Here is a 15,669-nt window from a genome sequence, read left to right as displayed (position 1 = left end):
GCAGGTCTCCAGTAAAGCCCTGCGAGACATGTAATCGAATAACGAAATCACAGTCTCGCAGGTAAATCGAACTCACCTATCCATTTAAAAGCAATGACGCATCAGGATCGGGGTTCAGACAGCAGTCCTTTGACCAGAGAGACACATCCCACCATCAGCACAATAGCGAAAGGCAGACCGGTGGAGACCGCCATTGCCTGTAGTGCGACCAAACCACCGCCGAGCAGCAGCGCGATAGCAATCACACCTTCGATCACTGCCCAGAAAACACGCTGCGGAACAGGTGCGTCGACCTTGCCACCCGCGGTAATGGTGTCGATCACCAGCGAGCCGGAGTCCGAGGACGTGATGAAAAACACGATGACAAGAATAATGCCCAGGAATGAGGTGATTTCCTTGAGCGGCAAATGCCCCAGCATGGCGAACAGCTTCAGTTCCAGGACGGCATCTTTAACGCCCACAAAGCCTTGAACGGTCGCTTGATCAATCGCCGTTCCGCCGAACGTCGTCATCCACAGTACCGAAACCACAGTAGGCACCAGCAGAACGGAGACCAGGAACTCTCGCACGGTACGACCGCGACTCACTCGGGCAATAAACATCCCGACAAAAGGCGACCAACTGATCCACCACGCCCAGTAGAACGCCGTCCAGCCCTCGGTGAACTCAGTGTCGGTTCGTCCAAAAGGATTGGAAAGGGCGGGCAGATACTCGGCATAACTCACCAGGTTTTTGAAAAAACCCGTGAAGATGGCCAGGGTAGGGCCCACGACAATGATGAACCCGAGCAGAAGCAAGGCCAGGCCCATGTTGATCTGGGACAGCACCTTGACGCCCTTGTCCAGGCCGGCAAGCACCGACCACAACGCGACCATGGTGATGCCGATGATCAGCAGTACTTTGCTGAGATTTGTCGACTTGATGCCAAAGAGATATTCGATCCCCGCTGCGGCCTGTTCCGCGCCGATGCCCAGGGACGTCGCCAACCCGAACAGTGTTGCGAATACCGCGAGGATATCGATGATATGCCCCGGCCAGCCCCAGACCCGCTCACCCAGCAATGGGTAAAAGATCGAACGAATCGACAGTGGCAAGCCTTTGTTATAGGAGAACAGCGCGAGCGACAGAGCAACAATCGCGTAGATCGCCCAAGGGTGCAGGCCCCAGTGGAAGATCGTCGTGGCCATGGCCAGTTCGGCTGAGCCTTTCATATCGCCTGCTGCGCCACTCAGAGGCGCCCAGTCAGTACGAACCCCGTTGGCGTCGAGTGTGACGCCCCCCATCGAGGCCGCGTAGTGCGACATGGGTTCGGCAACGCCGTAGAACATCAGACCGATGCCCATGCCGGCGGCGAAGAGCATTGAAAACCAGCCAAGATACGTGTGATCAGGCTTGGCATCGCGGCCGCCCAATCGAACCTTTCCCAGTGGCGAAACGATCAACGCCAGACACAGCACTACAAAGATGTTGGCGACGCTCATGAAGAACCAGGCCAAATGGCTGGTCAACCAGTTACGGATCGAACTGAAGAGTGGCTCTACTTCGTTTTGCAGTGCCAGCGTCAAGATGACGAAGAGCACGATCGTGGCTGCCGAGATGATGAAAACTTTGCCGTGGATATCGAGCGAGAACGAAAACTCACCTTTGATATTGTCTTGACCGATGACGTAGTCGGTATCGATCAGATTGGCTGCTCCGCTTGGAGCCGGGATGCCATCCTCACTGGCAGATTGAGAATTAGCTGGTAGATCATCCATAGGGTTTTTCCCCATGAGAGCCTCCTTGGTAGTGGCACGCTTGTGCGTGCGATGGTCTGTAGCCCCGCTGTTCCTATGTTTAAACGAGAAATTTGCCGGTCTATCCTAACAAGTTTTGAAACAAATCCCGAGAATCCATCGAAATCTCCAATCAATATCGACGTAGAAATGAATAGATTTATCCAGACACCTATACGTCGACAGATATATCTACTCATCGTTCGCTTTCGCATATTCGCGCTGCTGCCGGCCAGGCGAGCGAACGCGGCACTCGATGTGAACCCGGTGTTCGATGCCATCATCGATCAACAACAGTGCATCTTCTTCAACGCGCTGGTCGTCGAGCGTCATTGAGGTGGTGTCTGTCGTGCCCTGGCTGACTTCGAAATGGTACTGGGTTGCACCAAAGCGGTAGGTCAGCGTAAACCCGGGCCAATCCTGCGGGATCAACGGCTCAATCTTGAGCGTGTTGCCGCTGCGTTGCAGGCCGAGCAGTGACTCCACCCCCAAGCGGTACATCCAGCCCGCCGAGCCGGTATACCACGTCCAGCCGCCCCGTCCGGCGTGGGGGTCTTTGGCGTAAACATCGGCGGCCATCACGTAGGGCTCGACTTTGTAGGTCTCGATCCTGGCGTTGTTGAGCGGGTCGGCGGGGTTGATCAGGTTCAGCAATTCCCAGGCTTTGTCGGTATCGCCCAACTGAGCAAACGCCATCGCCGCCCAGATTGCGGCGTGGGTGTATTGTCCGCCGTTCTCTCGCACACCTGGCACATAGCCCTTGATATAACCGGGGTCTTGTTCGCCTTTGTCAAACGGTGGATCAAGCAGTAACACGGCGCGAATTTCGGGTTTTACCAAGTGCTGATCCATCGCACGCATGGCCAGGCGCTGACGGTTTGCCGACCCCACACCCGACAGGACTGACCAGCTCTGGGCTATGGAGTCGATGCGGCAATCATCATTGATCGACGAACCCAATGGCTGGCCGTCATCAAACCATGCACGGCGATACCAGGCGCCGTCCCACGCCGCTTTCTCCAGATGGTCACTGAGCAGCCCTGCATTTTCGTTACAGCGTTGTGCAAAGTCATCATCACCGTAGCGCTGGGCGACAGCGGCGAAACGCTTGAGCACGTCGCAAGAAAAGAACCCTAGCCACACACTTTCGCCTTCGCCGAGATAACCGACACGGTTCATTCCGTCGTTCCAGTCGCCACTCCCCATCAACGGCAATCCGTGCTTGCCACGGCACAGACTGTGCTCGATCGCGCGAACACAATGGCGATAAAGTGGCTCGCGCAAGTCCGACACGCCCGGCAAGTCGTAATAGGACTCCTCGCCACTGTTCAATTCGCGGCCTTCCAGAAATCCGGCAGACTCGTCCAGCACAGACAGATCACCGGTTACCTCCACATAGCGGTTGGTGGCCGCCACCAGCCACAGGAAATCGTCCGAGCAGGCCGTGCGCACGCCGCGATTGAGCGGTGGATGCCACCAATGCTGAACATCACCCTCCTGATACTGGTGATTGGCGCACAGCAATAAATGTGCGCGTACCGTTGCAGGGTCTGCATGAATCATGGCCATGCTGTCTTGCAACTGATCGCGGAATCCGATCGCACCACCCGATTGGTAATAGCCACTGCGGGCCAGGAAGCGGCAGGCAATGACCTGGTACATCAGCCAGCCATTGAGCATCACATTCAGCCCGGCTAACGGTGTCTTCACTTGGATCACCGAAAGCAGCGAACGCCAGTGCTCTCGAACTTTCTTTAACTGTGTGGCGGCAGCCTGGGCGCCCCGATAGCTCTGCACCAATTGAGTCGCCGCTTGAGCGTTCTTCTCTGCGCCCATGCGCAGAATCACTTCTGTGCTTTCCCCAGGCGCGAGTGTCACGGCTATTTGAATCGCCGCACAAGGATCCAGGCCTCCGCCGATGCGCCCGGACAGTCCTGCATGCCGCATGGCTGCGGGGGATTGCAGAGTGCCGCTGCGGCAAATGAACTCGCTGCGATCACCAGTGATGGTGTGGTCGATTGTGTCGGTGTCAAAGAACGCCACACGCTCACCGAATTCGACCGAGTAAGCGTTTCGAGCGAATAACGCACCGCTGACCGGATCGGATTGTGTCACCACATGCATCGCTGACTTGCTGCGCAAATCGCCTAGCACCCATTCGACGTACCCCGTTACCGTGAGTGTTCGGGTGCGTGCGGACATGTTGCGCACCACCAGCCGTGAGAATTTGATCGGTGCATCGAGTGCGACGTACACCCACAACTCTGTTTTGACTCCGTCGCCTTCACGCTCGAAAACGCTGTAGCCGAAGCCGTGGCGCGTTTGATAGTGACCCGGCGCCAGGGCAGGGTTGGGGAGTGGCTGACCAGAAATGCCCGGTCTCCTCATCGCGCAAATAGATGACTTCGCCGCTGGGATCGGTAACCGGGTCGTTGTGCCAGGGTGTGAGCCGGTATTCATGCGCGTTTTGCGCCCAAGTGTAGGCACTGCCGGACTCGGATATCACAGTGCCGAGTTGCGCGTTCGCGATGACGTTGGCCCAAGGCGCCGGTGTGGGGGTGGTGGCCGTCGAGTTGATCACGTATTCGCAGCCATCCTCACTGAAACCGCCATAGGCGTTGTCCAGTATTAGCGGAGGAGGGATTGGCGCAAGCCGCTTTGCCGCTGCGGTGGGGCGGTACTGACGTGTCGCCACGAATGGAGCATAGACCGGTGCTACGCGTCGGCGGTTGATTTGTTCGCCAATTGACCCCAGCCCTTCGCTGAGCACCAACCGCGCGACAGACAGGAACAGTACGCGATCCTCATTCGACATCTGTTGGGCGCTACGCACGAAAATCCCACCGGGACGGTCCATCAGCGTGGCTTCGCTGCCGGAGCTGACAAGCCCCATGATGGCGTCCTGCAGTTGCTGGCGGTAACCGCTCTGGTCTTCATTCCAGATCAACAGGTCAACCACCAGGCCTTTCTGACGCCAGTACGCATGAGCCTGAATCATCTTCTGGACCAACTCGAAGTTATCCAGGCTTTTGACGCGCAAGAGCACGATGGGCAGATCGCCGGAAATCGACTGCCCCCACAGTCCCTGCTGGTTGCGTCGGTTGCTCATCAATATGGCGCTGTCTGCGCGCAATGCGGCGTTGGCGTAGAGCAGCGACGCGGCCATCTGCTCAAACAACCGGGCGTCTGCGGGTGAGGCGTTGAGTTGGCGCAATAGAACCTGACTGTGGGTCCATGACAAATCGAAGACCCTGTCGGCCAGGTGCCGATCGCGATATTTGTTGATCAGCGCGATGCAGTCGTCTCGGTTGTCAGCCACGCCCGTTACAAGGTCGATGGTGGCCTGTTGGCCTGGTTGCAGTGTGATGCGGCAGCGGATCGCCACGATCGGATCAAGCACCGCGCCGTGACTGCCCGATAGTTGCTCACATTCATGCGCCAACGCGGCAGGCGCACTCAGGTCAAGCCCTCGACCGATGAAGCGGGCGCGGTCCGTTTCGTAGGAGATCGTGTCGATATGAACCCCGTGCGCCGCCAACAGATGGCACATCCACGGCGTGGGCTCAACGCTGGACCGAGGCCGGCGACTGCAAAGGATGGCTTGCAACGGCAACAGCAACTCGGTTTGTACGAACAACTTGCTGAACGCCGGATGCATGGCATCGGTATCAGGCGCGGCCAGTACCACTTCAGCGTAGGTGGTGATCTCGAATTTCCTGGCAGAAGTACCCCGGTTGGTGATGCGCAGCCGTCGTAGCTCGATGTCGTCCTCTGGCGAAACGACGATTTCCATATGGGAGTCGTAATCCATTTCCAACGCGCGATATTCCGCACGAGCGTCGCTGAAAATGGCCTCCTGACTCTCTGTTCGACGCAGGGTGGGTTGAAACGCTGCCGACCAGAATTCGCCGCTGGCGATGTCCCGCAAATAACAGAACGTGCCCCAATTATCTTGCGTGATGTCCTCGCGCCAACGCGTCACGGCCATGTCGCTGCGGCGACTATAGCCGCCGCCGGCACTGCTGAGCATCACATGATAGTTGCCGTTCGAGAGCAATTGAACGGCGGTGCGTTTATGCCCTGGATGGGCAAAAAACCGCAGTTTGTTGTCCTGGTTTAGACCTTTGTCACCCACGGCTGTCGGTTGTTCGGTTTGCAGATAAGGCTCTGCGGTCTTGGGGACGCGCTCTTGCAATAACAGCAGGGCAGATCGCAATGCCGGGTCGGACTCGAAACGACGTTGCATCGGCTGGTTGAGCAGCACGCTCGTCAAAGCGAGCAGGCTCATGCCTTGATGGTGAGCCATGAACGATTGCACCAAGGCGAACCGCTGGCCTCGAGGCAATCGTGCTTCTGTGTAGTCAACGGCTTCGTAAAGTCCGAAACGTCCCGCCGCCCCCTGATTAGCCAGGCGTTGCAGGTTTTTGCAGGCCGCCTCGGGATTTACCATCAGCGCCAGGGCACTGGCGTAGGGCGCTATCACCACGTCTTCGCTCAAGCCGCGCTTTAGGCCCAGCGCCTGCACGCCAAACGCTCGGTATTGGTAATTGAAGTGGGTATCGAGCATGTAGTAGCCCGACTCCGATACGCCCCAAGGGATGCCCAGGCCTTTGCCTTGTTCGATCTGTAGAGTTACGGCGGCACGACAAGTCTGGTCGAGCAGACTGCCGTCATAGTTGGGCATGACCAGCAACGGCATCAGGTATTCGAACATCGATCCGGACCAGGACATCAAGGTCGGTACGCCGGCATAGACGCCTAACAATCGGCCCAGGGTAAACCAGGCCCGTTGGGGTATTTGACTCTGAGCAATCACCACGAAATTGGTCAGGCGCACCTCGGAGGCCAGCAGGTCGTAGTAGCCGGTGTCCAGGCGACGTTCTTCAGCGTTGTAGCCGATGAAGAACAAATCGCGTTTGCTGTCGAAGAGCAACGAGAAATCCATCTGCGCAAGGTCGCCGCTCAGCTCGATCAACCGGTTCAGGACGCTGATGGCCTCGCCGGCGCGTTTACGTACCGCCTCAATACAATCATGGTGTTCGGCGCACCAGTCGTCACGGTTGAGCCGGGCCAGTTGCCTTAGCGTTTGGCTGAACGGTTCGTGGTTGCTGAGTGGCGCAGGCAGTTGATAGCGAACAAGTGTCGCAATCCAGTCGTCGCATTGAGCGATGAACACACGCTGCCAGTAGGCGCTTTCGTCATCGGCGTTTGCCTGCGCGGCGGCGATGGCCCTAGCCGTTTGCAAGTGATCCAGCAAGGCATGGGGTTCGATGGTTTGCGCGGCGCGCTCAAGGACCGGGCTTAGCTGATCACACAGTTCTTTCGTGCCTTGGGTTTCAGCCAGTGTGTTCAACGTGTCACGCAGGCCCTTAATGACGCAAAGGCCGAAGAGTGGTTGATCCGGCAGTTGCACCAGGCCCGCCCGCAAAGTGAGTAACAAGCCCGCCAGGTTGCCGCTGTCCACCGTCGAGATGTATTGCGGCCTCAGTGGCTGGCAGGTCTGCGTGTCGTACCAGTTGTAGAAATGCTGCCGGTGACGCTCCAGCGCGTTCATGCTGTCCAGTGAGGCGGCCAAGCGTTGCAACAGGCGATCGGTACTCAAATAACCGAAGTCGTGGCCGGCCAAGTGGGCGAGCAGCGCCATGCCCATATTGGTGGGGGAGGTGCGGTGTGCAATCGCCGCTTTAGGTTCTTCTTGAATATTGTCCGGCGGTAACCAGTTGTCCTGCGGGCCTACGTACTCATCGAAAAACGCCCAGGTTCGACGGGCCAGCACCCGCAAAAAGTGCAACGACTCGGGCGAGGGGGTGAATGTCGCGTGCTCCGGTTTGGCGCTCAGGCGCCAGGCGATCCATGGGCCAGCCAACCACGCCAGCAGCAGTGGGGCGGCAATGGCCAGCCTGAGCGGATCAGTCGATAACCCGACCAGCGCGATCAGCGCCAGCACTGGTCCAAACCACATCTCGCGGTAGAGTCCGGACAGCCGATTCGCCGAACTGCGCTCCACCTCGCGGGACGGCTGCCATTGCAACAGCAAACGCCGGCTGAAAAACATCCGCCACAGCGACCGCGCAATGGCACCAGCGCTGTAGTACATCTCGAACGGTAGCCAGGCGATGGTGGCGCAGACCTGTGCGAGGTCTTGTGCCAGCCCATCAAGAAGGGCTCTGAGGTACTCCCGATAAGGCACGTTCAGTGGCGGTTGCAGGACATCGGTAAAGGTTCTGAGCAACGGCTGGATGACGAGCAAACCGACCACCGCCAGTGTCCAGGCCAAGGGTTCACTGCTGGCAAACCCGCCCCAGACCAGCATTGACAGCAATGCCAGTGGCTCCAGGCTGCGCCGTAGATTGTCGAGAATCTTCCAGCGCGCCATGACGTCCAAGCGGTTGCGCGTCCATTCACCTCGAGTATTGCGCGCCCAAGGGAGCAGCCATGGGACTAACTGCCAGTCACCACGGATCCAGCGATGCCTGCGTTTAATGTCAGCGCTGTAACGCGAGGGGTATTGCTCATACAACTGCACATCGCTGAGCAAACCCGAGCGTGCGTAGCAGCCCTCGATCAAGTCGTGGCTGAGTATCTGGTTATCGGGCAGGCAGCCTTCCAGCGCACAGGTAAAGGCATCCACGTCATAGATGCCCTTGCCAATGAAAGACCCTTGCTGGAACAGATCCTGATAGATGTCCGACACCGCACGGGTGTAGGGGTCGACACCCCCGTCACAACCAAACAGCCGGGAGTACAGGGTGCGCGGAGTGCTCGCCAGGCTGATGCCGACACGCGGCTGCAACAACGCGTAACCGGATACGATTTTTTCCTTGCGAGTGTCGAACAAGGGCCGGCTGAGTGGGTGCATCATGGCTGCCACGCATTGGCGAGCAACATCCTGCGGCAGCAATGTGTCGGTATCCAGGGTCAGCACGTAACGCACGGACAGAAGGGGGCGTATGTCACCGACAATCGTCGTGAAACGCGTCTCGCCCATGCCACGCAGCAACGCATTGAGGTCATTGAGTTTGCCTCGCTTGCGTTCATGCCCCATCCACACCTGTTGGCCGGGGTTCCAGCAACGCGATCGATGAAACAGGAAAAACCGGTCGACCGTGCCTTCAGCATATTTACGATTGAGCTGGTTGATCGCCTGAGCGGCGAGTGCCAGCAATTGTGCGTCGTGAACCTCGACCTCTTCTGGCGCATCGAGAAAATCAGTGAGCAAGGCGAAAAACAGATTGCCGTCACGATTGGCCAGGTACCTGACCTCAAGGCCTTCCACCAACTCCTCGACATCGGCACGCGTGGCGATGAGTGAAGGAATGGCTACCAGCGTGCGAGCTTCCTCAGGAATACCGCCGGCGTAGTCCATCTTCGGCAATATCGTGGGCAACAGGCTGAAGGTCACCAGCCAGTTGATCAGGCTGATTGCCAAGCGACTGGTCATGATCAGGCAGGGCACTGCCAGCGCCAGCAAGGCAACGTCGGGCAGTCCGTCGCGACTTGCAGACGCGAGCAATGGCAAGGCAAAAATCAGCGTGAGAACGCCAACCGGTGTCAGGTAAAACATCAATGGAGAAAACTGCAGAAGGCGTTTCCAGCGCTCATGCAGAGGCACCTTGGCGACCAGCCTTCGCTCAAGAGCACCGATGCCTGCACCGATCAGGTAATACCCGATGTGGTTGTGCAGCGCACTGTCGAGTGCCGCGGCGTGCTGCTGTCCCGACAGATCCACGACGATCTGAGCCACCTGGATCTCTGAGCGATGGCTGCGCCTGGCGAGCCGTTCGATCATGTGTCGATAACTGTCGCGGGTGGCGAAATCCATGAATGGGTAAACGGCGGCGGGATCGTTCTTCAGGGTCTGTTCGACATGACTCATCGATTCGACAAACTCGCGCCAATTGGTGGCCGTTAGCAGACGCAGGCTTGCGATGCTATTGCTGATAGACACTTGGTCGGCAGACTGTTGCTGCGCGTCGAGGTGCACCTGACGCTCTGTGCTGGAGCCCGTTTCACCCAGTATTTGTTCGATCCAATTGAGGGGCAGGGCGAGAGCCACACTCTGGCCCTGCAAGCGGCGGGCAAACTCGGCGACGAACGCAGCGCTCAAACGGGGTCCCGAATGGGCCATGTCGGCGACGGTCAGTACGACGTTTTTTACATCGCGACCGGAGACCTCTATCAGACGTTCGGCCCAGTCGTCCGCCCTGTTTCGGTCGTCCGAATTTGCCATTACCCGTGACGCCACTCGGCGCAGGTTTTCGATCAATGCAAGGCGCACCATGATCGGGATCGCCCAAAGCTCGCCCAGCGCCAGTGGCATGACGGTCTGATAAGCAACGATGAAGCGCCTGAGGCTTAACTCATCGAATCGGCCGTCGCCATGGGAGATCGTTTCCAGCGCAATGTCGTAGACCCGTGGAAGGCCTGCGGAAGGGCCGTTGGTCAAGCGTGGCAACTCTCGGCTATAGCCTTTGGGCAGATGCTTTCTGGCGGTACGAATGTGATCTTCAACAAGGAAGTAGTTGTCCAGTAACCACTCGGCGGCCGGGGTGACGGGGCGACTGGAAGACTGCGCCTGTGTCAGCGCGGTGCAACTGCGATTGAGCACAACCTCATTGTCATCCAGCCTGCCCAGTAGAGCATCGCGGGAGGACACGGCACTGACCTGATGCTGGTTGGCCAGCGCGATGCCGTGATTGGCCATTTGGTCTGCGTTGAACAGTTCGGCGCGCAGAATCGGCTCATAGGCGAACTTGCGACCGGGGAACTTACCGGTTCGACAAACGGCAGCCAAACGAGGTAACAACAGCCTGATGCGTGTCCCTATGCTTGTCATATTTCTCCTGATCTGAGACGTGTGCTCGCACACCCGGATAACCGCGCGCGGTGCTGGGTCAACTGATGAGAAGGTGATTTTCTACACGATAGACACCGGGTACTGCCCAGGCTGTGTGTTCGACCGCTTTACGTTCGAGCCATCTGTTAACAGTGCCTTCGAGCGTTACTTGATTGCCATGGACCGTGACGTGAATCTTGCCGGCATCCAGTTCGGCACTTCGTGCCAAGGCTTCTTCGATAAGTGTTTTGATATCTTGAATGCTGTCTTTAGGCTTTATCGCTAAACGATTGTCGATACCCACAATCCCTTGCAATTGTTGTATGAGCGCTTTCACGGCGTCTTTCTGGTATTGCCACTCCACGTGGCCCTCAATCGTTACCCACCCGTGCTGCACCTTGATGTGAATGGGTTCCTTGGAAACCGCCGTGTCCCAGTGGATCAGATCCAGGCAACGCGAGGCGATCACGCCATCATCAACAGTGTGAGCACCGGACACCCGCACTTCGAGTTCCTCGGCCACGGCGACGACGCCTTTAACGCTCTGGACGGCGCGCTCAGCGGCGATTTTTTCAGCGTAGGTCCGCACATGCCCGCTGAGCACAACAACGCCGTTTTCGATGGTGACACCGATAGCCGCAGCATCGATGTGCGGCAAAAATTCCAGCTCGTCCAGAATGGTTCTGCGTAACGTCAGGTCATTCATCATCAATCCTTTTGGCGCTTGCCCGATGCCACAGTGACCTCAAGAAAAACAGCCGTCTGTGCGTCAGCACACAGACGTGCTGCAACGACCTCGCGCACGCTGCCTGATCGTCTGCCAACACCACAAAGGAGCGTCGCGCCTTGAATCCTCACGGCACTGCCCCACATGCACTGCTACAGGTCGGTCAAGCCCAACGAGCCTGCCGATGATGGCTGAAGTGGTGTTTCTGCTGGACGTCGACAACACGTTGCTGGACGGCGACCGCGTTGTCGCCGATTTTCACCGGCACTTGAAGGAGCAATTGGGTGACGCCCAAGCACAGCGTTATTGGGCAGTCTTCAACGCGTTGCGCAAAGAGCTCGGCTATGTCGATTACCTGGGCGCCTTGCAGCGCTATCGGCTGGAGATTGGGCAGGGCAGTGCGGATGAACAAAGACTGTTGTTGATGTCCTCCTTCCTCATCGACTACCCGTTTGCCGATCGACTCTATCCCCAGGCAATGGACGTCATCACGCATTTGGGCCTGTACGGCCTGACCGTAATCCTGTCCGATGGCGATGTGGTTTTACAGCCGCGCAAGTTACAGCGCTCAGGTCTGTGGCAGGCCCTGGAGGGCCGCGCACTGGTCTATGTTCACAAGGAAAAGATGCTACAGGCCGTAGAACGTCACTACCCCGCCCGTCACTACGTGATGGTCGACGACAAGCTCGCGATTCTGGCGGCCATGAAGGGCATATGGGGTGAACGGTTAACCAGCGTTTTTGTGCGACAGGGCCATTACGCGATGGATCCGCGAATCATCGCCGCTCAACCGCAAGCCGATTTAACGATTGAGTGCATCGGCGATCTCGTCACGCTTGATCTCTCACACCTGTGTCCGCCGGCTATGCGCCGATGATCAGGTTTACCGGGTTTTCCATGTCGACCGAATAATCACCTTGCCGCGCCGCCCGGTTGCAGGCGGCGCGGTGCAGTAACGCACGTTGAGCTTGCGCGACTTTACCGGGGTCGCCGCCCCAGATCTCGAGGGCTGGCTGCTGGATTGCGCGCGCGAAAGAAAACGTCAACGCCCAAGGCAGTCGCGACTTGAAGCGTCGGTTCATCGCGTTCAACCGCGCAGAAGCCAACTCGGGACTCTGCCCACCAGACAGGAACGCAATGCCCGCCACGGCGGCTGGCACGGCGCGTAGCAGGGTCGTCACGGTGGCGTCGGCGACCTCGTCGACACTGTCCTGATGGCGGCAGCTCAGGCCCGACAGGAGCATGTTCGGCTTCAACACCATGCCTTCGAGCAGCACGCCCTGTACATGTAGCTGCTCGAAGACCTCGTGCAGCACTTTTGCGCTGACGTCGACACAACGTTGTAGCGAGTGATCACCCGTCATCAGCACTTCAGGTTCGACCACGGGCACAAGCCCGACCTCCTGACAAAGGGCCGCGTAGCGCGCCAGTGCATGGGCGTTGGCCGCGATGCACGCCGCACTGGGAAGACCGGCGTCCATCGTGATCACTGCGCGCCACTTGGCGAAGCGCGCACCGATGGCCGCATAGCCTTGCAACCGTTCACGCAAACCGTCCAACCCTTCGGTAATCTTTTCGCCGGGACGCCCAGCCAGTGCTTTCGCACCGGCATCGACCTTAATCCCGACCAGGATGCCGACGTCAGTCAGCGCCTTCACGAACGGCGTGCCATCGGTGCACTGCTGGTGGATTGTCTCGTCGTAGAGAATGGCACCGCCGATACTCTCGGCCAGCCCCGGCGCCGTGATGAGCAGCTCACGCCACGCCCGGCGCGACGCTTCAGACGGCGTAATGCCGAGTGCGGCGAAGCGGTCGTTGCAAGTCGGTGAACTCTCGTCCATCGCCAGCAGGCCCTTGCCGCTAGCCAGCATCTGGCGCGCCGTGTCGACAAGTTGCACTGAGTTCATGCGGGGGCCCCCCATTTCCAGTTACGAATCTGCGGCAGATCCTCGCCGTGCTCGTTGATGTAGAGCTTGTGTTCGACCAGCTTGTCGCGAGCCATCTGCTTCAGATAAGCACCCCGGCTGCCGAGATGAGGCAGACGGTCGACAACGTCCTGTACCAAATGGAACCGGTCCAGGTCGTTCTGAACCCGCATGTCAAAAGCCGTGGTAATCGTTCCTTCCTCCTTATAGCCCCGCACATGGAGGTTGCGGTTGTTTCGGCGATAGGTAAGTCGATGCACCAGGCAGGGGTAGCCGTGGAAGCCGAAGATGATGTGCTTGTCCTTGGTGAACAGTGAGTCGTAGTCCCCATCACTCAACCCGTGCGGATGTTCGCTGGCGGACTGCAACTTCATCAGATCGACAACATTGACGACGCGGATCTTCAGTTCGGGCAAATGCTCGCGCAGGATGGACACCGCCGCCAGAATCTCCAGTGTTGGCGTATCGCCGCAGCAAGTCATGACGACGTCCGGTTCGCTGTCCTGATCGTTGCTCGCCCACTGCCAGATCCCAACGCCCTGAGTGCAATGCACGATCGCCTCATCCATGGTCAGCCATTGCGGCAGCGCATGCTTGCCAGCGACGACGACATTGACGTAATTGCGGCTGCGCAGGCAGTGATCGAATGTCGACAACAGGCAGTTCGCATCGGGCGGCAGATAGACGCGAACGATGTCGGCTTTTTTGTTGATCACATGGTCTAGGAAGCCGGGATCCTGGTGCGTGAAGCCATTATGGTCCTGCTGCCAGACGTGCGAGGCGAGGAGGTAGTTCAGTGAGGCGACCGGCCGCCGCCACGCCAGCTCTTTGGTGACCTTGAGCCACTTGGCATGCTGGCTGAACATCGAGTCGATGATGCGGATAAAGGCTTCGTAGCTATTGAAAAGCCCATGCCGACCGGTCAGCAGGTAGCCCTCCAGCCAACCTTCGCACTGATGCTCGCTGAGCATCGAATCGAGCACGCGGCCGGCGGGCGCAAGAAACTCGTCGTTCGCAACGGTCGCCGCATCCCATTGACGGTTGGTGACCTTGAAGACGGCGCCAAGCAGGTTCGACATGGTCTCGTCCGGGCCGAAGACACGAAAGTTGTCGGGGTTCAGTTGGATGATGTCCTTGAAGAACTCACCGAGCACCAGCGTGTCCTGGGCGAAGACGGCGCCGGGCGAGGGGACACGCACGGCATGCACACGGAAGTCGGGCATGTGCAGATCGCGTAGCAACAGGCCGCCGTTAGCATTTGGATTGGCGCCCATGCGCCGCAGGCCTTTGGGCGCCATTTCAGCCAGTTCTTCGATCAATCGGCCGTTGGTATCGAACAGTTCTTCGGCCTTGTAACTCTTCATCCAGCGCTCAAGTTGCGCCAAGTGCTCAGGGTGATTGGCATCGACCAGCAACGGCACCTGGTGCGAGCGGAAGGTCCCTTCGACAGGCAGCCCGTCGACAACTTTCGGCCCGGTCCAGCCCTTGGGCGATCTGAGAACAATCATCGGCCAGAGGGGGAGTGTGGGCGTATCGGTCGTTCGGGCGTGCTTCTGCAATTGTTGGATTTGCGCGATGGCTTTGTCAGTGGCACGGGCCATCAACTCGTGCATCGTCATTGGATCGTCGCCTTCGACAAAGTACGGTTCCCAGCCAGAGCCTCGAAGGAACTGCTCCAGATCGTCATGACCCATGCGCGCAAGTACCGTCGGATTACTGATCTTGTAGCCGTTCAGATGCAGGATCGGCAGCACCGCACCGTCGGTGACCGGATCGAGAAACTTGTTGGACTGCCACGCCGTAGCCAAGGGGCCGGTTTCGGCCTCGCCATCGCCGATGACACAGGCGACTATCAGATTAGGGTTATCGAATGCGGCACCGAAGGCGTGGCTGAGCGAATAGCCAAGCTCACCACCCTCATGAATCGAGCCTGGCGTCGTCGGTGCGACATGACTGGAAATACCACCCGGAAAAGAGAACTGCTTGAACAACTTCTTCAGCCCGGCTTCATCCTCACCCACATTCGGATAGACCTCGCTCCAGGTGCCTTCGAGGTAAACGTTGCCGACGATTGCCGGGCCGCCGTGGCCAGGACCGGCAACGTAGATCATGTCCAGATCGTGGTTCTTGATGACTCGGTTCAAATGGACGTAGATGAAGTTTTGTCCCGGTGTCGTGCCCCAGTGACTGACAACAAGCGGCTTGACGTGCGCCATTGTCAACGGCTCACGCAACAGCGGGTTGTCGTAGAGGTACATCTGGCCGACCGAGATGTAATTGGCAGCGCGCCAGTAGGCGTTCATCCGCTGCAATTCATCTGCACCCAATGTTGGGACATCAGCGGCTGAAAGGCCGGGGATTTCTACGTTTTCACTCTCTTGCGTCAACGTGATCGCATCATTCATG

Annotated in this window: 5 protein-coding genes and 1 pseudogene; 1 reads left to right on the top strand and 5 read right to left on the bottom strand. The window is 58.4% G+C overall.

Going from position 1 to position 15,669, the window contains the following annotated elements:
* Positions 1-101: 101 nt before the first annotated feature.
* From ACIOU6_RS03065 to ACIOU6_RS03055, 3 genes and pseudogenes are all read right to left on the bottom strand, one after another.
* Complete coding sequence (locus ACIOU6_RS03065) at positions 102-1,772, bottom strand: BCCT family transporter (RefSeq protein ID WP_401133716.1); 1,671 nt, start codon at positions 1,770-1,772, stop codon at positions 102-104.
* Between the two features lie 195 nt (positions 1,773-1,967).
* Positions 1,968-6,507: pseudogene (locus ACIOU6_RS03060) on the bottom strand (GH36-type glycosyl hydrolase domain-containing protein); the annotation flags it as partial.
* A 4,162-nt stretch (positions 6,508-10,669) separates the two neighbouring features.
* Positions 10,670-11,317, bottom strand: coding sequence for a BON domain-containing protein (locus ACIOU6_RS03055; protein ID WP_221731754.1), 648 nt, complete (start codon positions 11,315-11,317; stop codon positions 10,670-10,672).
* A 205-nt stretch (positions 11,318-11,522) separates the two neighbouring features.
* Here ACIOU6_RS03055 and ACIOU6_RS03050 point away from each other — a divergent pair, with 205 nt between their 5' ends.
* A complete protein-coding gene (locus ACIOU6_RS03050; RefSeq protein ID WP_401133713.1) occupies positions 11,523-12,215 on the top strand; it encodes an HAD family hydrolase in 693 nt (230 codons plus the stop codon).
* Here ACIOU6_RS03050 and ACIOU6_RS03045 read toward each other — a convergent pair.
* Together ACIOU6_RS03045 and ACIOU6_RS03040 are read right to left on the bottom strand one after the other, a co-directional pair.
* Positions 12,202-13,245: a class I fructose-bisphosphate aldolase gene (locus ACIOU6_RS03045; RefSeq protein ID WP_401133711.1), complete on the bottom strand. Its 1,044-nt coding sequence runs from the start codon at positions 13,243-13,245 to the stop codon at positions 12,202-12,204. The two genes, ACIOU6_RS03050 and ACIOU6_RS03045, sit on opposite strands and share 14 nt — an antisense overlap.
* A complete protein-coding gene (locus ACIOU6_RS03040) occupies positions 13,242-15,668 on the bottom strand; it encodes a phosphoketolase (protein WP_401133708.1) in 2,427 nt (808 codons plus the stop codon). The genes ACIOU6_RS03045 and ACIOU6_RS03040 overlap by 4 nt, the downstream gene beginning before the upstream one ends.
* Position 15,669: the final 1 nt, after the last annotated feature.

Origin of the sequence: Pseudomonas sp. NPDC087615 (assembly GCF_044743445.1) — a bacterium.
Taxonomy (GTDB): Bacteria; Pseudomonadota; Gammaproteobacteria; order Pseudomonadales; family Pseudomonadaceae; genus Aquipseudomonas; species Aquipseudomonas baetica_A.
This window is presented reverse-complemented; position numbering and strand designations above follow the sequence as displayed.

Coding starts and splice junctions, on each gene's coding strand:
- ACIOU6_RS03065 (WP_401133716.1), bottom strand. CDS start 1,772: ATGGGGAAAAACCCTATGGATGATCTACCAGCTAATTCTCAATCTGCC.
- ACIOU6_RS03040 (WP_401133708.1), bottom strand. CDS start 15,668: ATGAATGATGCGATCACGTTGACGCAAGAGAGTGAAAACGTAGAAATC.
- ACIOU6_RS03050 (WP_401133713.1), top strand. CDS start 11,523: ATGATGGCTGAAGTGGTGTTTCTGCTGGACGTCGACAACACGTTGCTG.
- ACIOU6_RS03055 (WP_221731754.1), bottom strand. CDS start 11,317: ATGAATGACCTGACGTTACGCAGAACCATTCTGGACGAGCTGGAATTT.
- ACIOU6_RS03045 (WP_401133711.1), bottom strand. CDS start 13,245: ATGAACTCAGTGCAACTTGTCGACACGGCGCGCCAGATGCTGGCTAGC.